This is a genomic window from Micromonospora sp. LH3U1, assembly GCF_028475105.1.
Lineage (GTDB): Bacteria > Actinomycetota > Actinomycetes > Mycobacteriales > Micromonosporaceae > Micromonospora.
This window is the reverse complement of sequence record NZ_CP116936.1, coordinates 3,532,372-3,557,898: the sequence shown is the minus strand read 5'-3', so window position 1 is coordinate 3,557,898 and position 25,527 is coordinate 3,532,372. Positions and strand designations below refer to the sequence as shown.

Genomic DNA, 25,527 nt, shown 5'->3' with positions numbered 1-25,527 from the left:
ACTAGACTTCGCCCTCGATGGACGCCCAGCCCAGCACCACCGAGACCCGCCCCTGCGCCCACTGTGGACAGCCAGTGCCGCAGCGGGTCGGCGCGGGCCGACCGTTCCGCTACTGCCGGGACAACGACGGCGCCTGCCAGCGTGCCTCCCGCAACAGCCGGATGCGTCACCGCAACGCCCCCGGTCTGCCCGGACAGGTGGCCCGCACCTGGGAGGCGGTGGACCGGCTCGATCAGATCGTCGAGACGTTGACCGAGTCACTGCACGCCGAGTTGTCGCCGGTGGGTGTGCAGCGACAACTCGCCCAGGTTCGCGCGGAGGCCGCCACCGAGGTCGCCGCGGCGCAGACCGAACGCGACGAGGCCCGCGACGACGCCGAGACCGCGGCGGCCGACGCGGCGCGCGCCCGTGAGCAGGCCCGTGGTGCCCTCGCTGAGGCCGACGACGCCCGGCAGCGCGCCGAGCAGGCCGTGCGACAGGCCACCGTGGCCGACGAGCGGGCGCAGCGCGCCGAGGTTGCCCGCGATCAGGCGCGGCACGACGTCAGCGCCGCCGAGGCGCTGCGCACCCAGGCCGAACGCGACCGTGACCAGGCCCGCGTCGAGGTACGGGACCTGCGGGCGGAGCGGGACACCGAGCGGCAGCGGGTGGCCGACCTGACCGTCGAGCGTGACGCGGCGCGCGCCGACGCCGAGCGGGCCACCCGGGCCGCCGCCGAGGCGACCGAGCGGGCCGGGCGGTGGCAGGACGAGGTGCAGGACGTGCGGCGGCAGATCGAGCAGTCCCGCGCCGACGCCGCGCGGGCTCGCGCCGAGGCCGCCGACGCCGCCCGTGCGCGGGAGCAGGCCGACCGGGCCCGCGACCGCGCGCAGGTCGCCGCCCACCAGGCCGACGACGCCCGGCAGGAGGCCGCGGAGCTGGCGGCGCGGCTGCGCGCGGAGCTGGCCGCCACGGCCGCCCACCGCGACACGCTCACCACCGAACTGGCCGGGGCCCGGAAGGCCGCGGCCACCGCCGAGGGCAGTGTCACCGCCCTGACGGTACGGCTCGACGCCGCCGAAGCCGACCGGGACCTGGCCCAGCGGCGGGTAGCGCAGCTCGGTGACCAGGTCAGCGACCTGGCGCTGGCCCTGGCGCGGCTGGGTGCCGCCACTCCCGACGACGCCGCCCGTTGATCGGAGCGGGAGCCGGCGCAACCTTCGCAGCGCTCGGGCGGTTAACATCCCCGGTGGCAGCGGTTACACATCGCCGTTGCGACCCGCCCGGGGATCACCTGGCCGGGTGACCGTCCCGGCCGGCTACCCTTGGTCTCGGCCCACCCGTGGACGCCTCACGCCCTCGGGCGGGAATGGCTTGACGGGAACGCACCGTTACACCCAGAAGACCAGCACCACGAACGAGGGGAAGTCGATCATGGGCGAGCGTATGCTGCGCGGAAGCCGCCTTGGCGCGGTGAGCTACGAATCCGACCGCAACACGGAGCTCGCGCCGCGTCAGACCCGCGAGTACCTCTGTGCCAAGGGCCACCAGTTCGAGGTTCCGTTCGCCGTCGACGCCGAGGTCCCGATGACCTGGGAATGCAAGTTCGACGGCAGCGTCGCCCGACTCGTCGACGGCAACGAGCCGGAGCAGAAGAAGGCCAAGCCGCCGCGTACCCACTGGGACATGTTGCTGGAGCGGCGCTCGATCGCCGAGCTCGAGGACATCCTCGCTGAGCGGCTGCAAGAGGTTCGGACCCGCCGCGGCCGCGCCTGAGCCGCACGAACGCACGAACACGGCGCCCCCGGGGAAAACCCCGGGGGCGCCGTCGTATCTGTGCTCAGTGGTTGGCAGTAGCGGTGTGGCTCAGTGGCGACGGGGCTCGATGATCTCGCCCTCGATCGCCCGGCCGCCGTCGACCACCACCGGCTGTTCCGGCTGCGGGGTCGGTTGCGGCGCGCCCTGGCGCACCCGCACGGTGCGGGGCCCGAACAGGTCACCGGCGACCATCGACGACACCCGCCGCTCGGTGACGCGTTGCACCCCGGCCCGGGCCAGCCGACGCACCGGCGGCACCAGCAACAGCAGCCCGAGCAGCCCGCTGACCAGACCGGGCACCGCGAGCAACATCGCCCCGGCCAACCCCACCAGCCCGTCGGTCACCTGCCGACCCGGTGGTTGCCCCGCGGTGGCGGCGGAGCGGAAACCGCGCCAGGCGCGCATTCCCTCGCGGCGCATCAGCACCAGCCCCAGCAGGGACGCGGCGAACACCAGCAACACCGCCGCCCCGAACCCCAGCGCCCGCCCCACACCGACGAACACCGCCAGCTCCAGCACCACCGCCAGCAACAGGGCCAACGGTACGAACTTCAGTCCTCGGCGCATCTCACCTCATCGCCATTCCCGCGACACCACGGACGCGTCGCGTCCATCCAGCATGACACGGCCGCGCTCACGGCCACCGGGCCTGACCGGTGGCGGTGCCGTGCAGGCCGCGGCGTACCGCCTGCCGCCGGTCCTGCACACCCCAGGCGGTGATCCGCCACAGCGCCTCGGCCACGATCCGCGGGCTCATCTTGCTGTCCCCGCGTTCCCGTTCGGCGAAGGTGATCGGCACCTCCACGATCCGCACCCCCGCCTGGTGCGCCAGCCGGGACAACTCCACCTGGAACGAGTAGCCCTGCGAGGTCACCGACCCCAGGTCGATGGCGTCCAACGCGCTGATCCGGTACACCCGGTAGCCGCCGGTGGCATCCGAGACCGGCATGCCCAGCGCGAGACGCGCGTACAGGTTGCCGCAGCGCGACAGCAGCAACCGCCGCAGCGGCCAGTTGAGCACCTGCGCGCCGCTGGTCCACCGCGACCCGATCACCACGTCGGCGTCACGGGCCGCGTCCAGCAGCGCCGGCAGGTCCTCCGGGGCGTGGGAACCGTCGGCGTCCATCTCCACGACCGCCTGGTAGCCGCGTTCCCGCGCCCAACCGAACCCGGCCAGGTACGCCGCGCCGAGGCCCTCTTTGCCCTGGCGGTGCAGCACCTGCACGTGCGCGTCGCCGTCGGCGAGCGCGTCGGCGATCGCGCCGGTGCCGTCGGGGCTGTTGTCGTCGGCGATGAGGATCTGCACCGCCGGGGCGGCGCGCCGGACCCGGCCCACGATCGCGGCGATGTTGTCGGCCTCGTTGTAGGTGGGGATCACCACCAGCACCCGGCCCACACCGGGTACCTCACCCGGACGTCGGATCGTATCGGTCGCCTGGATCACGGTTCCTCCGCTCCCGCCGGCGTACCGGCTGTTGCTATCCGGGCATGACCCGCTGCCGTCGGCGCAGCACCGCCGCGCCGACCAGGGCCGCCGCGGCCAGCCCGGCGAGCGCCACCTCCGGCCACCAACCGAGCCGGGTGGCGAGGGTACGTCCGTCGTCGAGCCGCAACTGCCGCACCACGACCTCCCGGGTGTTGAACCCGGTGGCATCGCTTACCCGCCCATCGGGTGCGACGAACCCGGACACCCCGACCGTGGAGGCCATCAACGCCGGCCGACCGTGCTCCACCGCCCGCAACCGCACCATGGCCAACTGCTGGCGGGCCTCGGCCACGTCGAAGGTGGCGTTGTTGGTCTGCACCACCAGCAGCTGCGCGCCGCCGGTGACGGTGTCGCGGACCACCCCGTCGTAGGCGACCTCGAAGCAGATCACGTCACCGAGCACGGCGGGACCGGCGCGTACCACGCCCGGGGTGCTGCCGCCCACGAAGTCCGACCGGATCAGGTCGACCTTGTCGCTGACCATGCGGGCCACGTTGCGCAGCGGTACGTACTCGGCGAACGGCACCGGGTGGCGCTTCGCGTACAACTGGTCCAGGTCAGGGCCGGTGCCGGGCTGCCACAGGATGCCCACGTTGCGGACCTCCCCGACGCCGGGGCCCAGCAGCACCGCGCCGACCAGGATCGGCGCGCGGATCGTGTCAGCGGCCTGGGAGATACGTGCCCCGGCGGTGGGGTTGCGCAGCGGGTCGATGTCGCTGGAGTTCTCCGGCCACACCACCAGGTCGGGTTGGCGTTGGGTGCCGGCGGCGACCTGCGCGGCCAGCTCGATGGTGGCGTCGACGTGGTTGTTCAGCACGGCCTGCCGTTGGGCGTTGAAGTCCAGGCCCAGCCGCGGCACGTTGCCCTGCACGATCGCCACGGTGACCGTGGCGCCGGACCCGGCGGCGGCGACCGGCACGAGCAGGCACGCGGCGGTCAGCGCGACCGCCACAGCGGCCGGTACGGCCACCGGAGCCCACCGACGCGACTGGCTCCCACCCCGGGGCCGTCCGCGCGCCGTGCGTCGTCCTGGGGGTCTCGCGGGCGGTGACCCAGCCCCGCCAGACGGCGGCGACCAGCAGGCCGCCGACCAGCGCCACCGCGAAGGTCACCAGCGGCGCGCCACCCAGCGAGGCCAGGCGCAGCAGCGGTGAGGTGTCCTGGCTGAACGCCAACCGCCCCCACGGGAACCCGCCGAACGGGGTGCGGTCACGCAGCGCCTCCTGCCCCACCCACAGCAGCGCGGTCAGCGCCGGCCACGCCCAGCGGCTCCGGTCGGCCAGCGGCGACACCCAGGCGGTGGCCGCGCCCAGCAGCGCCAGGTAACCGGCCTGCAGCAGCGACAGCAGCACCCACGGCAGGTAACCGGTGTGCAGGTTCGTCCAGGCCAGCAGCGGGGCGAAGAACGCCACCCCGGTCAGGAAGCCCAGACCGGCGCCGGCGCGCAACCGCCGACGGTGCACGGCGGCGGCCAGCAACGCCACCCCGACCGGCGCGAGCGGCCACACCCCGTACGGGGGGAACGCCACCAGCAGCGCCAGCCCGGCGGCCACGGCCAGGGGCACGGCGACCCTCAGCGGCAGCGGCCGGCCGGTCACGACCGGCTGGGGCAGCACCGCCGCAGTGGGGGTCTCATCCCGGTCCAGGGTCGTCACCGCTTCACCTCGATCACGGGGCGAAGGTTACCTGGCTGGCGGCCGCACCGGCCGCATCGGGCCGCCGGGCACAGACCCCCCAGCGGACATGAAATCGGGGCGCGGCTCTCGCCGCGCCCCGATGCTCCCAGGCCCTTCCCGGCCGGTGAGGCGAGGATGGGGCACGACGACCTTCGGACCGACCGGACGCGGACTGGCTGCCCCCGCCGGGCCGTTGTCTACTGGCCGTGCACCTCACCCTGCCCGTACACCGGTAACCGCGGCCGGTTCGCGCCGCCCCGCCGACCCCCGCCCGCTGGACCTGGCCGCCGCGACGATGACGCTGAAAATGTCGCTCGGCCAGCGGACGAAGGGACGAAGCGAACAACAGCCGCTTCCCGTGGTAGGACTCAAAGACGGTACGTGCCAACCCCCGTCGGTTGTCAACCCACCCCCGGCCTGTCGTGTGTTGCGACACGGCGTGTCGGGTCGGCGAGTCTCAATGCGCGCGGAGATGGTGGCGCAGCAGCGCCCCGGCCGCCGCCCGATGCTCCTCGGCGAGCAACCCCCCGGCGGCCAGCACATAGTCGGCGTCGACCACCGCGGCGGCGGCGCGTGGCAACGCCCAACCGCCGGCGTGATCGGCGAGGACCGCCGCCAGCACCTGCCCGGACGCGTCCGGCGGCGCGTGCCGCAGCACCCCACCGGAACCCACCATCAGTCGCACGTCGCGCAGGTCCCGCCCGGCCCGCTCGCCCGTGGAGGCGCCCCGGGCGTGCCGCCGCAACGCCACCGTCGCCGCGAGGGTGGCGATGCGCCGGTCCACGGCCCGCTCGACGTCGTCGACGGCCAGGAACGCCGGGTCGGCGGCCCGGCGTGCCGCGGCGGCCGCCAGGTCGTCGGACTCACCCGCGGCGAGCAGCCGCTCTTCGACGGCCGCGCGTACGACCCCGGGGGCGCTCCACCGCATGCCCAGGTCGCCCTCGACGGTGCGGGCCCGCCACAGGCTGCCGGCGACCTCCCGACCGGGCCCGGTGGCCCGCTCGTCGGGGGTGAGCACCGAATACACGTCGGTGGTGGCCCCGCCCACGTCGACCACGGCGAGGTCACCGCCGATGGTGTCGGCGAGCACCTCCACGCCGGTGAGCACCGCGTCGGGGGTGGCCGCCCGTACCAGCCGCGCGAACCGGGTGCCCTTCGACAGCCGTTTCCCACCGATGACGTGGCGCAGGAACACCGCACGGATCGCCGCCCGCGCCGACGCCGGTGCGAGCACCCCGATGCGCGGCAGGACGTTCTCCGCGCCCGTCACGGGCACACCGGCGGCCTCCAGCAGCCCGGTCAGCTGTTCGCGGACGTCGCCGTTGCCGGCGAACACCACCGGCACCCGCCAACGGGCACGGGCCAGCCGGGTCGCGTTGTGGGTGATCGTCTCGGCGTCACCGCCGTCGGTGCCGCCGACCAGCAGCACCACGTCCGGTCGGGCCGCCCGCAACGCCGTCAGGTCCGCCGCGCCGAGCCGACCGGCCGCCACGTGCACCACGTGCGCCCCGGCGGACAACCCGACCCGCCGGCCCGCCTGCGCGGTGACCAGCGGCTCGTAGCCGATCACGGCCAGCCGCAGCCCACCACCGGCCGACGAGCACACGTACCACGGCGCGTCGGGCACACCGAGCCCGGCGGTGGCCGCCGCCACCGCGGCGTCCAGGCCGTGCAGCACGTCGGTGCCCACCGTGGTGGGCGACGCCGCCGCGCCCACCAGCACACCCGCGGCCAGATCCACCACCGCCACCTTGGTGTACGTGGACCCGACGTCCGCGCAGACCGCCAGGGTCACAGGCCTCCCCTGTTCGCGACTGCGGGGCTCGCAACCCCGGCTCACTCCTCGCGACTCACTCTGGCGGCGGGAACGACCACGGTGCCGGTCGCGGTGACCACCACGATCGGCGGGTCCAGGACCTCGGCGGCGGACTCGGAGCGGTCCGGTCGGCCCCGGCACACCACCGCGCAGCTCAGCTCCAGGGTGCGGCTGCGGGTGCCCACCCGGGACACCCGGGCGGTCACCTCCACCACGTCACCGGCGCGGATCGGCGCGTGGAACCGCACGTCGGCGTACCCGGCGAACAGGCCCTCGTCACCGTCGGTGCGGATACACACCTCGGTCGCCACGTCCCCGAACAACGCGAGGGCGTACGCCCCGTCGACCAGGTTGCCGGCATAGTGGGCGTGCGAGTACGGCACGTACCGCCGGTGCGTCACCGTCAACCCGAGCCTGGAGTCGGTCATGCCGTCGCCTTTCGCTGTGTGATCAGGGCGTGCACGAGGTAACTGGCCACCTCGCCGGGTGTGGTGCCCCGACCGAAGATCCGATCCACACCCAACTCGTCGGTCATCGACTCGTCGAACCGGGGACCACCGACGATCAGCAGCGGCCGCCGCCCCGCCGGCATCGCCTCCCGGAAGGCCGCGGACATCTCCCGCGTGTTGTGCAGGTGCGCGTCGCGTTGGGTGACCACCTGCGACACGAGCACCGCGTCGGCCTTCTCCACCCGGGCGGCCTCCACCAACTCCGGCACGCTGACCTGCGCACCCATGTTGATGACCTTCAACTCCCGGTAATATTCCAGGCCCTTCTCCCCCGCGATGCCCTTGACGTTGAGGATCGCGTCGATGCCCACGGTGTGCGCGTCGGTGCCGATGCACGCCCCGACCACGGACAGCTTGCGCCGCAACCGCTGCTTGATCACCGTGTTGACGTCCTTCGCCGACAACAACGCGAAGTCCCGTTCCACCACCTGCACCGCGTTCAGGTCGACCAGGTGGTTGACCCGCCCGTAGACCACGAAGAAGGTGAACCCGTCACCCATCGGCTTGGCGTGCACGACCATCGCCGGGTCGATGCCCATCCGGTTGGCCAACTGCACCGCCGCGCCCTCGGCCCGCTTGTCGTGGGTCACCGGCAGGGTGAACGACACCTGCACCATCCCGTCGCCGGTGGTGTCCCCGTACGGCCGCACGATCGCCTTGCTCACGCCGCCGCCTCCAGGATCTCGGTGGCCGGGTTGCAGTAGTCCGCCTCGTGCGCCGCGACCCCGGCGAGGCCCTTACCCCGATCCGCGGGCCGCTTCATGATCCCGAACGTGCCCTCCGCGATCGCCGTGAGCAACGTCTGCTCCCCGATGCGCTCCAGCAGGTCCAGCGCCTCACCGAGCACCTGGTTGGCCCGGCGTCGGATGAACCCGCCCGGCGCCGGCACGAAGTCCTCGTGCAGCCCACCGGCCGCGCCCAGCACGTACCGCACGTTCTGCAGGGCGATGTCCCGGTCCGACAACCACGGCGTCACCACCGCCTCGGTCATCATCCCCACCAGCAGGATGCCCTGACCGGTGAGCGCGCCCGCCAGGTTGAAGAACCCGTCGAGCAGGTTGCCCCGGAACACGTCGCCGGTCATGTGCTTCGTCGGCGGCATCCACTTCAGCGGGGCGTCCGGGAACAGCTCCCGGGCCAGCAGGGCATGTGCCAACTCCAACCGGAACGACTCCGGCACCTCCGGGTTGATCTCGAACGCGTGCCCCAACCCCAACTGCCAGTCCGCCAACCCCGCCTCGTGCGCGAAGAACTCGTTGAGCAGCTGCGACACCGTCACCGTGTGCGCCTCGTCGACCGCGTCGGCGGTGGTCAGGTAGTTGTCCTCACCGGTGTTGATGATGATCCCGGCACGGGCGTGCACCTGCCGGGAGAACCGCTGGTCGACGAACGTACGAACCGGGTTGATGTCACGGAACAGGATCCCGTACATCGAGTCGTTCAACATCATGTCGAGGCGTTCCAGACCCGCCAGGGTCGCCATCTCCGGCATGCACAACCCGGACGCGTAGTTGGTCAACCGCACGTAGCGGCCCACCTCCTTCGACGACTCGTCCAGGGCCGCGCGCATCAACCGGAAGTTCTCCTGCGTGGCGTACGTGCCGGCGAAACCCTCCCGGGTCGCGCCCTCCGGCACGTAGTCCAGCAACGACTGCCCGGTGGAGCGGATCACCGCGATGACGTCCGCGCCGGCCCGCGCCGCCGCCTGCGCCTGCGGGATGTCCTCGTAGATGTCCCCCGTCGCCACGATCAGGTAGATCCACGGCCGCTGCTTCGGGTCACCGTGGCGCTTGACGAGGCGGTCCCGTTCCGCGCGCCGCCGGTCGATACGCCGGATGCCCGCACCGACCGCCTTACGCGCCGCCGACCGGGCGGCCGTCGCCGCCCGGCCGGTGGGCAGCGTGAACCGCACCGACCCGGCGGCCGCCTTCTGCGCCAACAACGTCACATCGGTGCTGCCCTCCCGCACCAGCGCGTCGAACACCGGCACCGCCACCCCGTGCCCCAGCCCGACGTCCGCGGCGACCGCGTCGACGAGCCGGTTCACCCACGGAATGCCGTCCGGGTCGGCGCCGGTCACGCCGGCGAGGCGCAGCACCGCCCGCTCCACCGACACCGTCGTGTGGCTGCGCGCCAGGTCCACCACCGGCTGCCCGGCACGACGCGCCAACTCCCGCGCCCGCGTCACCAGCACCGGATCAAGATCAAGCTTGCTCATCGACCATCCACTCGTTCCTGTGCCTGATGGTTCGCTCGCGTCGCTCGCTCACGATGACCCTTCCTCATAGATGACCTCACCGCGCAGCACCAGGCTCCGGCACACCGGCAACGGCGTCGGGTCCTGCGGACCCCGCAACTCCGGGTCCTCGGCGAGCAGCACCGGCAGGCCCCGCTCCACCCCCGCCGGCGTCGACCACACCGCGAACGTCGCCGGCGCACCCAACGCGAGGACCCCCTCGACGTCCAGGTGCACGGCCCGCCACCCACCACGGGTGTGCGCGGCGAACGCCGCCCGCACACTCATCCGCTGCGCCGGGTTGTGGTGCGCCGCCGCCGCCCGCACCGACCCCCACGGGTCCAGCGGCGTCACCGGCGAATCCGAGCCGAACGCCAACGCCACACCCACCGAGTGCATCGCACCCATCGGGTTCGACTCCAACGACCGGTCCAGACCCAACCGCGCCTCGTACATCCGGCCCGCGCCACCCCACAACCGGTCGAACGCCGGCTGCATGCTCGCCACGACCCCGTACTCCACGAACCCGGCGATCAACCGCTTGGTCATGATCTCCGCGTGCTCGATGCGGTGCCGCGCGGCCCGCAACCGCTCCACGCCCACCGTCCGCGCCGCCCCCGCGAAACCTTCCAGCACCGTGCCGACCGCCGCGTCACCGATCGCGTGGAACCCGCCCTGCAGGCCGTGCGCCGCGCAGTCCAGCAGGTGATCACGCACCTGCTCCGCCGACAGGTAACCGTGCCCGCAGCCGTCACCGTCTTCGTACGCCTGCGACACGTGCGCCGTGCGCGCACCCAACGCCCCGTCGGCGAACAGGTCACCACCGGCGCCCACGGCACCCAACTCCCGGGCCCGCGCCGCACCACCCCACTCACCCCAGTACCCGTACACCTCGGGCAACCCCGCACCGGAGATGCCCAACAGGCCGGTGAAGTCCTCCTCGTCGGAAATCTCCGGGCCACCGCACTCGTGCACCGCCGCGATACCCAGCGACGCCGCGTGCGACAGGGCCACCCGCTGCGCGGCGACCCGCTGCGCCCGACTCACCGACCCCTGCGCCGCGGCCCGCACCACATGGTGCGCGTCCCGCCGCAACCACCCCGACGCGTCGTACCCGGCCGCCTCCACCACCTGCGGACACGCCGCCAGCAGCGCCGACGACACCAACGCCGAATGAATCGACGCCTGCGCCAGATACACCCGCCGTCCACCGGCCGCCCGATCCAACGCCGCTCCGTCCGGCAACGACGCATCCGACCAGACCGACTCGTCCCAACCGTGCCCCAGCACCACCGCGTCCGCCGGCAGACCCGCCGCGAACCCGGCCACCGCATCCAGCAACTGCCCCGCCGAGCGCACCCCGGACAGATCCAGCCCGGACAACGCCAACCCGGTGTCGGTGGCGTGCACGTGCGCGTCGACGAACGCCGGCGTCACCAACGCCCCACCCAGGTCCACCACCCGGTCGGCCGGCGGCGCGTCACCGTCGGTCCCCAACCAGGCGATCCGCCCACCGGACACCAGAAGCGCGGTGGCGCTCGGGTCGGCGGGGCAGTGCAGCACGCCGCCGCGGTACAACGTCGAGGGGTTCGTCATGACCTCAGTCTGCCGCCACTCGCGCCGCGAACAGCTGACGCACCCCAGGCTCGGCGCGCAGCAGCCCCAACGCCAACTCCGCGTGCCCCGGCACGTACCCGTTGCCCACCAGCATCGTCACGTCCGCGGCCAACCCCTCCGCGCCCAACGCCGCCGCGGAGAAGCTCGTCGCCATCGAGAAGAAAATCACTGTGCCGCCGTCCGCGGTCGCCAACACCGCCCCATGCTCACACCCCGGCACGTCCACGCAGACCACCGTGACGTCCGCCGGAGCCCCCAGGGCGGTGGTCACCGCCGTGGACAGCCCCACCGGGTCCCGGGCATCGGCCAACGCCACCACCGACGCCAGGCCGGCGGCCGTCAGCGCATCGCGCTCCGCCGCCACCGGCACCACCCCGACGGTACGCGCGGCACCCGCCCGCCGCGCCGCAGCGAGGGACAACGACCCACTCTTACCCGCCCCGCCGATCACCGCGACCCGCACCGGCGTCGGATCACCGGCCCGGCGACGATCCTCGACGTAGCGCGACACCACCCGCGCGGTCAACGCGGGCGCCCCGCACACGTCCAGCACCGCCAGGGACAACTGGGGGTCCTCGTCGTCGGGCAACACCGCGGCGATGGAACGGGCGAACAGGATCGCCCACCCGTCACAGGGCACCTGCTCGCTGCGCCCGTCCCAGCGGGCCAACCCGTCGGTCACCACCAGCGGGGTCAGCGTCAACGACACCAGGGTGGCGACCCGATCCCCCGGCCTGAACCCGAGCGGGGAACGCCGGCCGGCCTCCTCGACCGTGCCGATCAGCATCCCGCCGGACCCGGTCACCGGGTTCTGCATCTTCCCCCGCGTAGAGATGATCTCCAGCACCTCGGCACGGACCGCGTCGCCGTTCCCGCCGTGCTTCTCCGACAACTGCCGGAAGCTCGCCGCGTCCAGGTTGAGCCGCTGCACCCGGATCCGCACCTCGTTCGGCCCGATCGCCGCCGACGCGTCCAGGCGCCAAGCCGCCTGCGGCAGCACCCCCGCCGGTTGTACGACGCGGTGCAGTCCCACCGGTGACGTCACGCCGACCTCCCCTGTCCAGCCGCTCGAAGCCCCGGTCAAGGCTCGCGTAACGGGAAAACTTACGGCAGACTAGTTTCTGTACCGAATATTTTCCAGTAGCCTTCGGGCTTCGATGATCAGCCACAACACCGAGGAGGGGCCGTGACCCAGACCCAACCGGTTGAGACCATCCCTCAACCCCGTCACGCCCCGGTCGCCGTACCGACCGCCGGGCAGCCCTACGAATACCACCGCCGCCCCCTGGTCGAACCCGACTGGACCCGCTTCCCCGGCTGGCGCCACATCACCCGCGACCAGTGGGAATCCGCCCAGTGGCAACGCGTCAACTGCGTCAAGAACACCAAGCAGCTCCGCGCCGTCTTCGGCGACCTCATCGACGAGACCTTCTACGCCGACATCGAGGCCGACCAGAAGGCCCTGGCCACCATGTCGATGCTGGTGCCGCCGCAAATGATCAACACGATGGTGCCGTTCGCGCCCCTCACCACCGAGGCGCTGCTCGCCGACCCCATCCGCCGCTACATGATCCCGGTCGCCTCCGACCGACGCACCGACTGGGCGTCACACCCCTACGCCAGCCGCGACAGCCTCCACGAGCACGACATGTGGGTCGCCGAAGGGCTCACCCACCGCTACCCCACCAAGGTCCTCGCCGAACTGCTCTCCACCTGCCCCCAGTACTGCGGGCACTGCACCCGCATGGACCTCGTCGGCAACTCCACCCCCGCCGTGGACAAGCTCAAACTCACCCTCAAGCCCGTCGACCGCTACGACGCCCACATCGGCTACCTCAAGGCCCACCCCGGCGTACGCGACGTCGTCGTCTCCGGCGGCGACGTGGCCAACGTCCCCTGGCGCAACCTCGAGTCGTACCTCATGCGGCTGCTGGAACTGGAGACGGTCCGCGACATCCGGCTCGCCACCAAGGCCCTCATGGGTCTCCCCCAACACTGGCTGCAGCCCGACGTCGTCGAAGGCCTGGAGCGGGTCGCCCGCACCGCCGCCCGCCGCGGCGTCAACCTCGCCATCCACACCCACGTCAACCACGCCCAGTCGCTCACCCCACTGGTCGCCAAGGCCGCCCAGACCGCCCTCGACGTCGGCGTCCGCGACGTCCGCAACCAGGGCGTCCTCATGCGCGGCGTCAACGCCACCACCCCCGAACTGCTCGACCTCTGCTTCGCGCTACAGGGCGAAGCCGGGATCCTGCCGTACTACTTCTACATGTGCGACATGATCCCCAACGCCGAACACTGGCGGGTCCCGGTCTGGCACGCCCAGCAACTCCAGCACGACATCATGGGCTACCTCCCCGGCTACGCCACCCCCCGCATCGTCTGCGACGTCCCGTTCGTCGGCAAGCGCTGGGTGCACATGCTCACCGACTACGACCGTGAGCGCGGCATCTCCTACTGGACCAAGAACTACCGCACCTCCATCGAGTCCGCCGACCTGGAGGCGCTCAACAAGCGCTACGCCTACTACGACCCGATCGACACCCTGCCCGAGGGCGGCCAGCAGTGGTGGGCCGACCACCGCGACGACTGACCCGACACACCCACGACACCCTCGGGACCAATGGACCCGGGGGTGTCGTCGACTCCAGGTCAGGCGCCCGCCAACACCTCGGACAACGCCGCCGGCACCAGCCCCCGCTCGCGCAGCCCGCTCAGGATGTGCGGCAACGCCTCATCGGTCATCGTCGCGTTCGCCTCGGTCAGATGCATGATCACCACAGACCCCGGGCGGACGTGGTCCAGCACCGCCCGCACCAACGGCTTCCACGCGGTCGCGAACGGATCGCCGCTGACCACGTCCCCGTCGACCACCGTCACACCCAGCGGCGCCAACGCGTCCAGCGCCGCCGCGTCGTGGCACAACCCCGGAAACCGGAAGTACCTGGTCTGCCGACCCCCGTACGGCTCGATCACCTCGAACGTCTTCGCCACATCGCCGGCCAGCTCGTCGACCGGCAGCCGGGGCAGGTCGTAACAGTCAGCGGTGAACGCCGCGTGCCCGTAGGTGTGGTTGGCCAACTCGAAGCGCGGGTTGTCGGCGATCCGCCGGGTCACGTCCGGATACCGCTGCACCCACTTGCCGGTCAGGAAGAACGTCGCCGGCGCCTGCTCCCGCTCCAGCAGGTCGAGGATGTGCAGGTTCGCGTACGACTTCACCCGGCCGGCACGCAGGCTGGCCAGCATTCCGTCGGTCATGTCCGCGTCGAAGGTCAACGCGACCTTGGCACCGGTACGCGGACCGTGATCCACCACCGGCGCCCTGGTCCCCACCCGCGTCGCCCCCGGAACAGCCTGCGGGGTGGCGGGAGCCGTTGGCGTCGGAACTGCCTGCGATGCGCTGGCTGACGGCACGGCCGAAGAGGCGGACGAGCCGACGAAGACCGGCCGGTCCGGCGGTGGCACCCGGGATGCCGAGCACGCGACACTGCCGACAACGGCCGCCGCAACCAGTGCGCCACACCACAACGGGCGAAGCCGAGGTCGGATCACGCCGCAGATCATCGCAGACGCGAAAACGCCTCACTGCCCCGTGAGCCCGCCGCGGCGATCTTGCAGTTCCGGTCGTCGACATGGGTGGGATGCCCCTTGTGTCGGGACAGCAAGTGCAAGATCGCGGAGCAGGGACGGGGTTACGCGGGGCCGCCGCGCGGGGCGTACATGATGACCGCGACGCCGAGCAGGCAGAGTGCCGCGCCGGTCAGGTCCCACCGATCCGGGCGGAAGCCGTCCACCACCATCGCCCAACCCAACGACCCGGCCACGAACACCCCGCCGTACGCGGCCAGGATCCGGCCGAAGTTCGCGTCCGGCTGGAACGTCGCCACGAACCCGTAACAGCCCAGCGCGACCACCCCGGCGGCGATCCACCACAGGCCACGATGCTCCCGCCAGCCCTGCCAGATCAGCCAGGCACCACCGATCTCGGCCAGCGCGGCCAACGCGAACAACACCAGCGAACGGAGCACGGTCACCCGGCGAGACTAGCCGTCACACACAGCGGGTCCCCGGGCGTCTTCGCCCGGGGACCCGTGGACCGCTCAGGTCACTTCGTGAAGGAGTCCTTCACGTTGCGGCCGGCGTCCTTGACGTTCTGACCGGCCTGCTTGGCGCGCGCGTCGCTCTGCTGGCTGGCGCCCTCGCCACGCATCCGCTCGTTGTCGGTCATGTCGCCGACGCGCTCCCTCGCGGCGCCGGCCATCTGCTCAACCTTGTTCTTTGCCTTCTCGGTGAAGCTCATCGCGCCTCCTCGGTCTGGCGGTTGTCCTGGCTCGCTTGCCCGGTCTCCGGGTGCCGAAACCGGTGGTGCCGGTCGGCACACCCGCTAAGGCATCCTAGGAAGATAGGTTGAGAGGGATGACGGTGCTGTCCGTGCCCACCGCATGCCGACCCGGCCTCGGTGGTTAACTGACCGCATGGGAGAGCTCCTGCTGATCCGGCACGGCGAGACCACCTGGAGCGCCACCCGGCGGCACACCTCGTACACCGATCTGGAGCTGACCCCTGACGGCGAGCGACAGGCCCGCACCCTCGCCGCGTTCCTGGCCGGACGGCGCTTCACGACCGTCCTGGCCAGCCCCCGCGCCCGGGCGCTGCGCACCGCGCAGCTGGCCGGGCTCACCGTCGACGCCGTCGACGAGGACCTCAGCGAGTGGAACTACGGCGAGTACGAGGGCCGCACCACCGTCGACATCCACGAGGACCAGCCGCACTGGAACATCTGGACCGACGGCTGCCCCGGCGGGGAGTCACCCGCGCAGGTGGGCGAACGGCTCGACCGGGTGCTGGCCCGCGTCACCCCGCTGCTGGACCGTGGCACCGTCGCGCTGGTCGGTCACGCCCACAGCCTGCGGGTGCTCGGTGCTCGCTGGATCGGTCTGCCCCCGTCCGCCGGCGGACGCCTACGCCTGGACACCGCCACGGTCAGCGCGCTCGGTCACGAGCACGGCCGGCAGGTCATCCTGCGGTGGAACCAGCCGGCTCCTCCGGCACCCGGGACCGCGACCGACTCGGTGCCGCAGCACTGATCTTCGGCGGCCGGTTCTCGTACGGGGTGGACAGCACCACGGTGGTCCGGGTCGTGACGTTCGCCGATGTGCGGATCTCCTGCAACACCCGCTCCAGGTCGGTCGGGCCGGCCACCCGTACCAACAACATGTAGAAGTCCTCCCCCGCCACCGAGTAGCAGGAGTCGATCTCAGGCAGGTGGGCCAGTCGCTCCGGCGCGTCGTCCGGCTGCGACGGGTCGAACGGGCGGATCGCCACGAACGCGGTCAGCGGCAGGTCCAGCGCCTCGAACGAGACCCGGGCAGCGTAACCCTTGACCACCCCGCGCTGCTCCAGCCGGCGCACCCGCTGGTGCACCGCGGACACCGACAACCCCACCTTCTCGGCCAGGTCGGTGTACGACAGACGGCCGTCGGCGGTCAGCGCGGCGACGATAGCGCGGTCGATCTCCTCCACGGCGTGCAACCTACCGGGAAAACCGCCCGACGGCGACGAAGCTCCCGCCGCACCGCGCGGCCGGCGGCTGCGGTGGACCCACCGCAGCCGCGCCACCACGCAGTGTCGTCAGCTCTTCGCCAGCGCCCGGGAAATCACCATCCGCTGGATCTGGTTGGTGCCCTCCACGATCTGCAACACCTTGGCCTCGCGCATGTACCGCTCCACCGGGTGGTCGGCCACGTAACCGGCGCCGCCGAGCACCTGCACCGCGTCGGTGGTCACCCGCATCGCCATGTCGGTGGCGAAGAGCTTCGCCTTGGCCGCCTCGATCGCGTACGGGCGGCCGGCGTCGCGCAACCGGGCCGCCGAGAGGGTCAGGGCGCGGGCGGCGGAGATCTGGGTGGCCGCGTCGGCGAGCATGAAGCCGAGCCCCTGGAAGTCGATGATGGACCGACCGAACTGCTGGCGTTCCCGGGCGTAGGAGACCGCGTAGTCGAGGGCCGCCTGGGCCAACCCGACCGCGCAGGCCGCGATGCCCAACCGGCCGGAGTCCAGCGCGGACATCGCGATGGTGAAGCCCACCCCCTCGCCGCCGATGAGGCGGTCCGCCGGCACCCGGGCCTCGTCGAACGCGATCTGCGCCACCGGGGAGGCGCGCAGCCCCATCGTCCGCTCGGCCGCCTGCGGTGTGATGCCGGCCGTGCCCGAGTCGGCGAGCAGACAGGAGATCCCCTTCGGCCCGGGGCCCCCGGTGCGGCAGAACACGTTGTAGAAGTCGGCGGTCCGGGCGTGGGTGATCCACGCCTTGGTGCCGGAGACCAGGTACGCGTCGCCGTCCCGAACCGCCCGGGTGCTCAGCGCCGCCGCGTCGGAGCCGCCCTGCGGCTCGGAGAGGCAGTATGCGCCCAGCAACTCGCCGCCGAGCATGTCCGGCAGCAGCTTGCGCTGCTTGTCGCTGCCGAACGCGGCCACCGGGTAGCAGGACAGCGTGTGCACGCTGACCGCCTCGGCAACCGCGAGCCAGCGGCTGGCCAGGATCTCCAGCACCTGCAGGTACACCTCGTACGGCTGGTTCGCACCGCCGTGCTCCTCGGGGTAGGGCAGGCCGAGCAGGCCGGCCCGGCCGAGGGTACGGAGCACCTCGCGGGGGAACTCGGCGCGCTCCTCGAAGGCGGCGGCCTTCGGCGCGAGCTCGCGGTCGGCGAGCTCGGTGGCGAGACCCAGCAGGTCGTGGGCCTCGTCGGTGGGGAGGATCCGGTCGACAGTCATAGTGCGATGAGCTCCGTGGGGGTGGTGTTGAGCCGCTGCACGCCGTCCGTGGTGCAGACGACGATGTCCTCGATGCGGGCGCCGTGCTGGCCCGCCAGATAGATGCCCGGTTCGATGGAGAACGCCATCCCGGCTTCCAACGGCCGGTCGTTGCCGGCCACCAGGTAGGGCTCCTCGTGACCGTCGAGACCGATGCCGTGGCCGGTGCGGTGCAGGAACGCGGGGCCGTAGCCGGCGGCGGTGATCGGCTCCCGGGCCGCGGCGTCGGCCGCCGCGCCGGTGACCCCGGGTCGCGCCGCCGCGACCGCGGCGCGTTGGGCGTCGCGCAGCACCGCGTAGTAGTCCAGGAAGTCGGCCGGCGCGGACCCGCCCGCCACGTACGTGCGGGTGCAGTCCGAGCGGTAGCCCGAGGCCATCGTGCCGCCGATGTCGACCACCACCGGCTCGCCGGCACCGATCGGTCGGTCCGAGGTGCCGTGGTGTGGGCTGGCCCCGTTCGGCCCGGCCGCCACGATGACGAAGTCGACGGTGACGTGCCCGGCGGCCCGGATCGCCGCGGCGATGTCGCTGGCCACCTCGACCTCGGTGCGCCCGGGGCGCAGCCACTCGCCCATCCGCAGGTGCACCTCGTCGATCGCCGCGCCGGCCTCGGCGAGCGCAGCGACCTCCGCCGGGGACTTGCGGATGCGCAGCTCACGCAGCACCTCCCCGGCGAGCCGTTGCGCGGCGCCGGGGAGCGCAGCGCGCAGCGCGAGGACCTGCTCGGCCCACATCCGGTCGGCCAGCCCGACCGCCGTGACCGGGCCGTCGAGGGCGGCGACGACCAGGGGGTACGGGTCGGCGCCGTCGACGTGGTCGACGATGCGTACCCCGGTGGCCGGTGCTGGGGACGCCTCCGCTGCCGGGCGTTCGAGCCTGGGCACGATGAGGGTCGGCTCGCCCTCGGCGGGTAGCACCAGGCAGGTCAGCCGCTCCCCTGCGTGGGCGTCGTACCCGGTCAGGTAACGCAGGTCGGAGCCGGGGGTGAGCAGCAGGGCGTCCAGGCCGGCGGCGGCGGTGGCGCGCTGCGCGGCGATCAACCGATCCGGCGGATACAGCTCGTCGATTCCCACACCGCCAGCTTAACGGTCGTTTGGGCAAACCCCATATCGGCACCGGCGGCCGGGAAATCCATAGTTGTTGATTGACGCGGACAGTTAACACTCTTTAAGATTTGGCTGCCTCGAGGCCCACCCGTCCCTGCGTTCGCACCTCCCGCCCGTGACAACCTGCGCGGGCGGGTGTCGTCCCCCGCCCACGGGAAGGCCCCCGATGTCCTCACCACTGCGCCGCGCCCTCGCCGCCGGCCTGCTCGCGCTGGCCACAGCCGGCGCCACCCTCACCGTCACCTCCACCGCCGCGCAGGCCGTGGTGCTGCCGAACAACTTCAAGAGCGTCGGCTACATGCCCTCCTGGGCGGGCGACGTCACCACCATCCAGTACAACAAGCTCACCCACATCAACTACGCCTTCGTGTTGCCCAACAACGACGGCAGCCTGCGCGCGGTGGAGAACCCGGGCAAGCTCTCCTCGCTGGTCTCCCTCGCGCACGCCAACAACGTCAAGGTGTCGATCGCCGTCGGCGGCTGGAACGACGGCAACGACTCGGCCTTCGAGGCCCTCGCGGGCAACTCCGGCAGCCGGACCACCTTCGTCAACAACCTGGTCAACTTCGTCAACCAGTACAACCTGGACGGCGTCGACATGGACTGGGAATACCCCGACCCCGGCACCTCGGCCAACAACTACACCCAGCTCATGACGCAGCTCAGCAGTGCGATGCACAGTCGCGGCAAGCTGCTCACCGCTGCCGTGGTCTCCGAGGGCGGCAGCGTCCAGGGCGTACAGACGGCCGTGTTCAGCCAGGTCGACTGGCTCAACATCATGGCGTACGACGGTGGCAGCCCGCACGCCAACTACGACTGGTCGATCAACAGCATCAACCTGTGGAAGAACCGCGGCCTACCGGCCAGCAAGGCCGTGCTCGGCATCCCGTTCTACAGCCGCCCCGGCTACTACACCTACACGGCGCTGGTCGCGATGGACCCGGCCAACGCCAACCGCGACTGCACCACCGCCGGCGGTGCGCAGCAGTGCTACAACGGCATCCCGACGGTCAAGCGTAAGACGCAGTGGGCGCTCGCCAACGCCGGCGGCGTGATGAACTGGGAACTGTCGCAGGACACCACCGGCTCGACCTCGCTGGTCAGCGCCATGTACGACACCATCATGGGCGGCACCACCCCACCGCCGACCGGCCGTACCGGACGGATCACCGGGATCGCCGGCAAGTGCGTCGACGTGGCCTCGGCGAGCACCGCCAACGGCACCGCCATCCAGCTCTGGGGCTGCAACGGCACCACCGCCCAGACCTGGACCGTGGCCAGCGACAGCACGCTGCGCGCCCTCGGCAAGTGCGCCGACATCGCCAGCGGCTCCACCGCCAACGGCGCGAAGGTCCAGCTCTGGGACTGCAACGGCAGCGGCGCGCAGGTCTGGCAGGCGCAGTCCAACGGCACGCTGCGCAACCCGCAGTCGAACAAGTGCCTGGACGCCAGTGACAACAGCTCCGCCGACGGCACCCGCCTACAGATCTGGGACTGCTTCGCCGGTGCCAACCAGCGCTGGACGCTTCCGGCCTGACGGCGCGACCCGCAAGGTCCCCGGCCGGCACCCAGCGTCAGCCGGGGATCTTCGCGTGCTCGCGGGCCACCCTGACCTCGCCCGGTTGATCGGTGACGGTTCGGTGGCTGTGTACGGCGTGAACCGATCTCTCGTCGCCCAGCGCAACAGCGGCGGCCACGTCAAGGTGTACGCCAGGTTCCGCGCGCCGCTGGACTGGCACACGAATCTAGACCTGGCCGACCTCGAGGCCGTGCGATCGAGCCTTCTGGCTCTGTTTCCCGGCTGGGCCCCGCCCGTCCTCGACCTCCTCCGCCGTGGCACCGCGTTCGTCCACCGCCCTCTCTACGTCCTGCCCGTAGCGCACACCTGGACCCACGTCGTCGGGGTGACGCTACTGGGCGACGCCGCCCATCTGATGCCCCCACTGGGGGCGGGAGCGAACCTCGCGATGCTGGAAGGCGCCGAACTGGCCGAGTCCATCGCCGCCAGCTCTGCAGATCTGGACAAGGCCGTCCGCGCCTTCGAGGAACAGATGTGGGCACGGGCCGGCAGGTGGGCGAAGATCACGGCGGCTGGTCTGGAACGCCTTGTGAGCCCAGACCCCGCCGAAGCCCTCGCCCTCTTCGACCAAGTCCAGTCATCCTGACATCACGGTGCTGGACGCCCGCAACGGCCAGCCGACGGCCCGATTGATGGTGCCCAGCTCGCGCCATGTCTGGGACGCCGTAGACGTCGCACCAGGACAGGCCTTTGTCGAGACCAGGGACGGGGCCGGGCTACTGGGCCGGCGGTAGGAGAGCCGGCCACATTGCCGGCCCCAGTTAACGTTCTGGCATGGTGATCAATTCGTCCGATGCCGTTGCTGCAGCCTTCCTCGCGGACGAGCCCGCCGATGGCGTCGACCTCAGCCTGTTCGGACAGTTCGCGGGATCCTGGGCGCTGGACTGCACCGAGTACGACCCCGACGGATCCTCGACTGTTCGCCGAGGCGAGTGGCACTTCGGGTACGCGTTGGGCGGGCGGGCAACCACCGATGTGTGGATCCTGCCCGACGTCGAACACGGTGTCAGCATCCGATTCCCCGATCCAGCGGCCGGGGCGGGGGTATGGCGATCGACATGGGTGGGACCGGGCCGACGTCGGACACACACCTTCCTGGCATCTCGCGTCGGCGATCAGATCGTGCTCGATGGCGGCGATCTGCGCTGGACCTTCTCCGACATCGAGCGCGACGAGTTCCGCTGGCGCAACGAGGCACAACAGCCCGACGGCATGTGGCGGATTCAGCAGACGTTCCGAGCCTGGCGGCAAAGCTGACCTGACGGCGCGTCCCAAGGTCCCCGGTTGGCGCCCAGCGTCAGCCGGGGGTCCTTGCGTGCTCGCGGGCCAGGGTGAGCATCTCCTCCACCGAGCCGGCGGGATCGGTGACCGGGAACTGCACGGCTCGCACCACTGCCGCTGGCTCGACCAGCAACGTCAGCCGCTTGAACCGGGTCACCCCGCCGGCGCGGAAGACGGGCAGCAGCAGCCCCGCGGCCAGCCGGCCGTCCTGATCGGACAGCAGCGGGAACGGCAACTCGGCGTACGCGGCGAAGTCGGCGAGCTGATCGGGCCGCTGGGTGCTGATCCCGTACACCCGCACCCCGGCGGCCTGAAAGTCGGGATGACGCTTCGCGTAGGTGGTCGACTCCAGGGTGCAACCCCGGGCACCGGGGATCTCCGCCCAGCCCGGCGGATAGCCGTGCGTTCCCGGCGCGTACGCCCCGGGGAAGAAGTAGAGGACGCTCCACGCGTCCGTCGTGGCCAACGGGACCGGTTGCCCGTCGGGACCGGGCAGGACGACCTCGGGCAACCGCCGCCCGATCAGGTCGTGCGCCCGGCGCGCCTCGGCCGAGCCGGCGTCGGCCGTCGCGGTCATCTCACCGTCACCCATCAGGTGCCTCGTCCCCCAGTCCTGTAGTGCGATCAACACCGGCAACAGCCCTTCGCCCTTTCCGGTGAGGAGGTAGTCGTACCGCGGTGGGTGGCGGGAGTACGGCCTGCGCTCCAGCACACCGTGCTCGACCAGGGCGGCGAGACGTTCGGTGAGCGCCCGCCGGCTGACACCCAGCTCACGCTGGAGGGCGTCGAAACGGGTCGTCCCACCGGCGACGTCGCGCACGATGAGGAACGTCCACCAGTCCCCCAGCACGCCGAGCGCCTGCGCGATGCCGCAGTCCGCATCGGCAAGATCCTCTCGCCGCACCACTTCCTCCGTCCGTTCCCGCACGACTATAGTCCGTTCCAGATTGGAACGCACCAGCTCGACGAACGGGGGCCGGCGACATGCACGTCGACGAGCGGGCCGGAGTGTTCTGGCGCTGGTGGACCGCCGGCACGACCAGCATGGTCGGGTCGGCGGTCGGCGCGGTGGCCCTGCCGCTGACCGCGCTCACCGTCCTCGACGCCTCCGCGTTCCAGATGGGCGTGATCGCCGCGGCCAGCTACGTCGCCTGGATCGTGATCGGGCTGCCCGCCGGCGTGATCGTGCAACGCCTGCCGCTGCGCGGCACCCAGGTGGGCGCCGACCTGGCCCGCGCGGTCGCCGTCGCGTCCATCCCGCTGGCCTGGTGGTGGGACCACCTCACCGTCACCCATCTGGTGGTCACCGCCCTCGTCGTCAGCTTCGCCAACGTGCTCTTCGACGTGGCCAACTCGACCTTCCTGCCCAGCATCGTCGAACGCGAGCAGTTGCAGTCACGCAACAGCCTCACCTCGGCCACCCACGCCGCGACCCTGCTCAGCGGCCCCTCCCTCGGCGGGCTCGCCGTGCAGGCACTCGGCGCGGTGCCGACACTCCTCGTCGACTCGGCGAGCTACCTCGTCTCGGCGGCACTGCTGCGCACCCTGCCCGCCAGCCGCGTCGACGCGCCGGACCGCTGGCCCCCGATCGGCGATCTGATCCGCGAGGGCTGGCGCTTCGTCGTGCACCACCCGGTGATGGGACCGAGCATGTGGGCCGCGACGGCCATGAACTTCGTCTGTGGCGCACAGTTCGCGCTCTTCCCGCTCTACCTGGTCCGCGAACTGCACGCCCCAGCCGGCCTGGTTGGGGTGCTGCTCGCCGTCGAGGGGGTCGGCGCGCTGGTCGGGGCGGCGCTCACCACACGGATCACCACGCGGATCGGCACCGCCCGCGCGCTGATCGCCGCCGGGTTCACCACGGTCGCCGGTGCGTTCCTGATCCCCGGGGGCACCGGCTGGCTGGCGTACGCCGCCTTCGCCACCGGCAGCGTCGTCTTCTCCCTCGGGACGGTGGTGCTCAGCGTGACCACCCGGACCTACCGGCAGATCGCCAGCCCGCCCGACCTGCTCTCCCGGGTGATGGCCACCGTGCGGTTCGTGTCCTGGGGCGCGATCCCGGTCGGTGGGCTGGTCGCCGGAGCGCTGGCCGGCCCGCTCGGCGCCCGCGCCACCCTGTTCGTCTTCGCGGCGACCCTGGTGTGCGCGCCGCTGGTGCTGCTGCTCTCCCCCGTCCGGCACCTGCGCGACCTCACCGACCACGACCGGGACGACGACGACCCCCGTCCCGCCGCGCCCACCGTCACCGTCGGCAGTCGCTGACCGCGCTTAGCAGGGTGGTTTTCCTGGTCGGAGGGCACCCGGGGGTCATAGCCTGGATCCGGGAACGCCCGCGCGGGCACCCCAACCGGGAGGACCAGGTGGCAGCGGACGAGGCGAACCGGGCGGCGACACGTCGTCGCCGTCAACTGTGGGCCGGGGTCCTCGCACTCGTCGGCCTGGTCCTGCTGATCATCGGCCTCACCGTGGCCGACGGCGTCGCGGCCTGGGTCGAGGTACTGGTCGCGATCCTGCTGCTGGTGACCAGTTACGTCGTGCAGCACCTGGCCCGGCGGGAGACCGTCTACCGGCACGACGAGCAGCGCTGACAGCACCGACGGCCGGGCGTACCCCTGATCGTCAGACGGTTGTGCCAGGCTGTCCGGCGTGGCACATCGACCCCCGATCCTGCTGATCGACGCAGCCAGCCTCTACTTCCGGGCCTACTTCGGCATCCCGGAATCCGCCGCCCGAGCCGAGGACGGCACCCCGGTCAACGCGGTGCGCGGCTTCCTCGACATGCTCGCCACCCTGATTCGCGGACGCGGTGCCGACCGGATGGTCTGCGCACTGGACTACGACTGGCGCCCGGCGTGGCGGGTCGACCTGCTGCCGTCGTACAAGGCGCACCGGGTGGCACCGCAGGGCGGCGAGATCGTGCCGGACACGCTCTCCCCGCAGGTGCCGATGATCCTGGAGGTGCTGGAGGCCATCGGCATCACGGCCGTCGGCGCGACCGGTTACGAAGCCGACGACGTGCTCGGCACGCTCTCGGTGACCCAGCCGGGTCCGGTCGAGGTGGTCTCCGGCGACCGGGACCTGTTCCAGCTCATCGACGACGCCCGGCCGGTCCGTCTGCTCTACGTCGGGCGCGGCGTCGCCAAGCTCGACGACTGCGACGACGCCGCCGTGCGGGCCCGCTACGGCGTGCCGGCCGACCGGTACGCCGACTTCGCCGCGCTGCGCGGCGACCCCAGCGACGGGCTGCCCGGGGTCGCGGGTGTCGGCGAGAAGACCGCCGCACGGCTCATCGAGCGGTACGGCAGCATCGCCGGCATCCTGGCCGCCCTCGACGACTCCGACTCGTCCTTCGCACCGGGCCTGCGCACCAAGCTGGTCGCGGCACGCGACTACCTCGGCGTCGCGCCAACGGTGGTCCGGGTCGCCCTGGACGTGCCACTGCCGGAGCTGCCCACCGCGCTGCCGACCGCCCCCGTCGACCCGGACCGGCTGCTCGAGCTTGCCAAACGGTGGAATCTGGCCGGCTCCACCCGCCGCCTGGTCGACGCCCTCGCCGCCCGCACCGACGCCTGACCTCCGGCCGCGCGGCGTCCGGCCGCGCGGCGGCTCAG

Annotated in this window: 25 protein-coding genes and 1 pseudogene; 10 read left to right on the top strand and 16 right to left on the bottom strand. The window is 72.0% G+C overall.

Annotated features, from left to right (window positions below; genetic code table 11):
• Positions 1-17 precede the first annotated feature (17 nt).
• Complete coding sequence (locus tag PCA76_RS16215; RefSeq protein ID WP_272611263.1) at positions 18-1,175, top strand: hypothetical protein; 1,158 nt, start codon at positions 18-20, stop codon at positions 1,173-1,175.
• A gap of 238 nt (positions 1,176-1,413) precedes the next feature.
• Entirely contained in the window at positions 1,414-1,755 is a 342-nt protein-coding gene (locus PCA76_RS16210) for an RNA polymerase-binding protein RbpA (RefSeq protein ID WP_091636146.1), read from the top strand.
• A 90-nt stretch (positions 1,756-1,845) separates the two neighbouring features.
• Here PCA76_RS16210 and PCA76_RS16205 read toward each other — a convergent pair whose 3' ends face one another.
• From PCA76_RS16205 to PCA76_RS16165, 9 genes and pseudogenes are all read right to left on the bottom strand, one after another.
• On the bottom strand, positions 1,846-2,364 hold the full coding sequence (locus PCA76_RS16205; RefSeq protein WP_272611262.1) for an FxsA family protein: 519 nt from the start codon (positions 2,362-2,364) through the stop codon (positions 1,846-1,848).
• A 67-nt stretch (positions 2,365-2,431) separates the two neighbouring features.
• Positions 2,432-3,241 (bottom strand): polyprenol monophosphomannose synthase, encoded by an 810-nt coding sequence (locus PCA76_RS16200; protein WP_272611261.1) that lies wholly within the window; start codon positions 3,239-3,241, stop codon positions 2,432-2,434.
• Positions 3,238-4,899 (bottom strand): annotated as a pseudogene (gene lnt, locus PCA76_RS16195) (apolipoprotein N-acyltransferase). The gene PCA76_RS16200 and the pseudogene lnt overlap by 4 nt, the downstream one beginning before the upstream one ends.
• Before the next feature lie 517 nt (positions 4,900-5,416).
• Positions 5,417-6,754 carry a glutamate mutase L gene (locus tag PCA76_RS16190; protein WP_272611260.1) on the bottom strand — a complete coding sequence of 446 codons (1,338 nt, stop codon included), beginning with the start codon at positions 6,752-6,754 and terminating at the stop codon, positions 5,417-5,419.
• A 41-nt stretch (positions 6,755-6,795) separates the two neighbouring features.
• The gene (locus PCA76_RS16185; RefSeq protein ID WP_272611259.1) at positions 6,796-7,203 is read right to left on the bottom strand and encodes a hotdog domain-containing protein; all 408 of its coding nucleotides are present in this window, start codon (positions 7,201-7,203) and stop codon (positions 6,796-6,798) included.
• A complete protein-coding gene (locus tag PCA76_RS16180; RefSeq protein WP_272611258.1) occupies positions 7,200-7,949 on the bottom strand; it encodes an OAM dimerization domain-containing protein in 750 nt (249 codons plus the stop codon). Before PCA76_RS16180 ends, PCA76_RS16185 begins: the two co-directional genes overlap by 4 nt.
• On the bottom strand, positions 7,946-9,502 hold the full coding sequence (locus PCA76_RS16175) for a lysine 5,6-aminomutase subunit alpha (RefSeq protein ID WP_272611257.1): 1,557 nt from the start codon (positions 9,500-9,502) through the stop codon (positions 7,946-7,948). Before PCA76_RS16175 ends, PCA76_RS16180 begins: the two co-directional genes overlap by 4 nt.
• A 48-nt stretch (positions 9,503-9,550) precedes the next feature.
• Positions 9,551-11,116, bottom strand: a complete 1,566-nt coding sequence (locus PCA76_RS16170; protein WP_272611256.1) for an amidohydrolase — start codon at positions 11,114-11,116, stop codon at positions 9,551-9,553.
• A 4-nt stretch (positions 11,117-11,120) separates the two neighbouring features.
• Entirely contained in the window at positions 11,121-12,170 is a 1,050-nt protein-coding gene (locus tag PCA76_RS16165; protein ID WP_272619425.1) for a zinc-binding alcohol dehydrogenase, read from the bottom strand.
• Between the two features lie 153 nt (positions 12,171-12,323).
• On the opposite strand from PCA76_RS16165, the gene PCA76_RS16160 reads away from it, so the two are divergent.
• Positions 12,324-13,730: a KamA family radical SAM protein gene (locus PCA76_RS16160; protein WP_272619093.1), complete on the top strand. Its 1,407-nt coding sequence runs from the start codon at positions 12,324-12,326 to the stop codon at positions 13,728-13,730.
• 59 nt (positions 13,731-13,789) lie between these two features.
• Here PCA76_RS16160 and PCA76_RS16155 read toward each other — a convergent pair whose 3' ends face one another.
• From PCA76_RS16155 to PCA76_RS16145, 3 genes are all read right to left on the bottom strand, one after another.
• Positions 13,790-14,449 carry a polysaccharide deacetylase family protein gene (locus PCA76_RS16155; protein ID WP_272619091.1) on the bottom strand — a complete coding sequence of 220 codons (660 nt, stop codon included), beginning with the start codon at positions 14,447-14,449 and terminating at the stop codon, positions 13,790-13,792.
• Positions 14,450-14,829: 380 nt separating this feature from the next.
• Positions 14,830-15,171 carry a YnfA family protein gene (locus PCA76_RS16150; protein ID WP_272619088.1) on the bottom strand — a complete coding sequence of 114 codons (342 nt, stop codon included), beginning with the start codon at positions 15,169-15,171 and terminating at the stop codon, positions 14,830-14,832.
• A 71-nt stretch (positions 15,172-15,242) separates the two neighbouring features.
• A complete protein-coding gene (locus tag PCA76_RS16145) occupies positions 15,243-15,437 on the bottom strand; it encodes a CsbD family protein (RefSeq protein ID WP_088989634.1) in 195 nt (64 codons plus the stop codon).
• Between the two features lie 175 nt (positions 15,438-15,612).
• On the opposite strand from PCA76_RS16145, the gene PCA76_RS16140 reads away from it, so the two are divergent.
• Positions 15,613-16,224 carry a histidine phosphatase family protein gene (locus PCA76_RS16140; protein ID WP_272619085.1) on the top strand — a complete coding sequence of 204 codons (612 nt, stop codon included), beginning with the start codon at positions 15,613-15,615 and terminating at the stop codon, positions 16,222-16,224.
• Here the strand turns inward: PCA76_RS16140 and PCA76_RS16135 are convergent.
• The 3 genes from PCA76_RS16135 to PCA76_RS16125 form a co-directional block, all read right to left on the bottom strand.
• Positions 16,154-16,660: an Lrp/AsnC family transcriptional regulator gene (locus PCA76_RS16135; RefSeq protein WP_272619083.1), complete on the bottom strand. Its 507-nt coding sequence runs from the start codon at positions 16,658-16,660 to the stop codon at positions 16,154-16,156. The genes PCA76_RS16140 and PCA76_RS16135 overlap by 71 nt on opposite strands.
• A 108-nt stretch (positions 16,661-16,768) precedes the next feature.
• Positions 16,769-17,911, bottom strand: a complete 1,143-nt coding sequence (locus tag PCA76_RS16130) for an acyl-CoA dehydrogenase family protein (RefSeq protein WP_272619081.1) — start codon at positions 17,909-17,911, stop codon at positions 16,769-16,771.
• Positions 17,908-19,023, bottom strand: a complete 1,116-nt coding sequence (locus tag PCA76_RS16125; RefSeq protein ID WP_272619079.1) for a M24 family metallopeptidase — start codon at positions 19,021-19,023, stop codon at positions 17,908-17,910. Before PCA76_RS16125 ends, PCA76_RS16130 begins: the two co-directional genes overlap by 4 nt.
• Before the next feature lie 199 nt (positions 19,024-19,222).
• On the opposite strand from PCA76_RS16125, the gene PCA76_RS16120 reads away from it, so the two are divergent.
• The 3 genes from PCA76_RS16120 to PCA76_RS16110 all read left to right on the top strand — a co-directional run bounded on the left by PCA76_RS16120 (position 19,223) and on the right by PCA76_RS16110 (position 21,892).
• On the top strand, positions 19,223-20,593 hold the full coding sequence (locus tag PCA76_RS16120) for a glycosyl hydrolase family 18 protein (protein WP_272619077.1): 1,371 nt from the start codon (positions 19,223-19,225) through the stop codon (positions 20,591-20,593).
• A 55-nt stretch (positions 20,594-20,648) separates the two neighbouring features.
• On the top strand, positions 20,649-21,221 hold the full coding sequence (locus PCA76_RS16115; protein WP_272619075.1) for an FAD-dependent oxidoreductase: 573 nt from the start codon (positions 20,649-20,651) through the stop codon (positions 21,219-21,221).
• Positions 21,222-21,409: 188 nt separating this feature from the next.
• Positions 21,410-21,892, top strand: coding sequence for a hypothetical protein (locus PCA76_RS16110; protein ID WP_272619073.1), 483 nt, complete (start codon positions 21,410-21,412; stop codon positions 21,890-21,892).
• A gap of 40 nt (positions 21,893-21,932) precedes the next feature.
• On the opposite strand, the gene PCA76_RS16105 is transcribed toward PCA76_RS16110, so the two are convergent.
• A complete protein-coding gene (locus tag PCA76_RS16105; protein ID WP_272619423.1) occupies positions 21,933-22,820 on the bottom strand; it encodes a winged helix-turn-helix transcriptional regulator in 888 nt (295 codons plus the stop codon).
• A gap of 80 nt (positions 22,821-22,900) precedes the next feature.
• On the opposite strand from PCA76_RS16105, the gene PCA76_RS16100 reads away from it, so the two are divergent.
• The 3 genes from PCA76_RS16100 (at position 22,901) to PCA76_RS16090 (ending at position 25,489) form a co-directional block, all read left to right on the top strand.
• Positions 22,901-24,178 (top strand): MFS transporter, encoded by a 1,278-nt coding sequence (locus PCA76_RS16100; RefSeq protein WP_272619071.1) that lies wholly within the window; start codon positions 22,901-22,903, stop codon positions 24,176-24,178.
• Positions 24,179-24,276: 98 nt separating this feature from the next.
• Positions 24,277-24,504, top strand: coding sequence for a hypothetical protein (locus PCA76_RS16095; protein WP_272619069.1), 228 nt, complete (start codon positions 24,277-24,279; stop codon positions 24,502-24,504).
• Positions 24,505-24,562: 58 nt separating this feature from the next.
• A complete protein-coding gene (locus PCA76_RS16090) occupies positions 24,563-25,489 on the top strand; it encodes a 5'-3' exonuclease (RefSeq protein ID WP_272619067.1) in 927 nt (308 codons plus the stop codon).
• Positions 25,490-25,527: the final 38 nt, after the last annotated feature.

Excerpts from the sequence above, each read along its gene's own strand:
- PCA76_RS16215 (WP_272611263.1), top strand. The coding sequence starts at position 18 with ATGGACGCCCAGCCCAGCACCACCGAGACCCGCCCCTGCGCCCACTGT.
- PCA76_RS16210 (WP_091636146.1), top strand. The coding sequence starts at position 1,414 with ATGGGCGAGCGTATGCTGCGCGGAAGCCGCCTTGGCGCGGTGAGCTAC.
- PCA76_RS16205 (WP_272611262.1), bottom strand. The coding sequence starts at position 2,364 with ATGCGCCGAGGACTGAAGTTCGTACCGTTGGCCCTGTTGCTGGCGGTG.
- PCA76_RS16185 (WP_272611259.1), bottom strand. The coding sequence starts at position 7,203 with ATGACCGACTCCAGGCTCGGGTTGACGGTGACGCACCGGCGGTACGTG.
- PCA76_RS16175 (WP_272611257.1), bottom strand. The coding sequence starts at position 9,502 with ATGAGCAAGCTTGATCTTGATCCGGTGCTGGTGACGCGGGCGCGGGAG.
- PCA76_RS16170 (WP_272611256.1), bottom strand. The coding sequence starts at position 11,116 with ATGACGAACCCCTCGACGTTGTACCGCGGCGGCGTGCTGCACTGCCCC.
- PCA76_RS16145 (WP_088989634.1), bottom strand. The coding sequence starts at position 15,437 with ATGAGCTTCACCGAGAAGGCAAAGAACAAGGTTGAGCAGATGGCCGGC.
- PCA76_RS16140 (WP_272619085.1), top strand. The coding sequence starts at position 15,613 with ATGGGAGAGCTCCTGCTGATCCGGCACGGCGAGACCACCTGGAGCGCC.
- PCA76_RS16130 (WP_272619081.1), bottom strand. The coding sequence starts at position 17,911 with ATGACTGTCGACCGGATCCTCCCCACCGACGAGGCCCACGACCTGCTG.
- PCA76_RS16120 (WP_272619077.1), top strand. The coding sequence starts at position 19,223 with ATGTCCTCACCACTGCGCCGCGCCCTCGCCGCCGGCCTGCTCGCGCTG.
- PCA76_RS16110 (WP_272619073.1), top strand. The coding sequence starts at position 21,410 with ATGGTGATCAATTCGTCCGATGCCGTTGCTGCAGCCTTCCTCGCGGAC.
- PCA76_RS16100 (WP_272619071.1), top strand. The coding sequence starts at position 22,901 with ATGCACGTCGACGAGCGGGCCGGAGTGTTCTGGCGCTGGTGGACCGCC.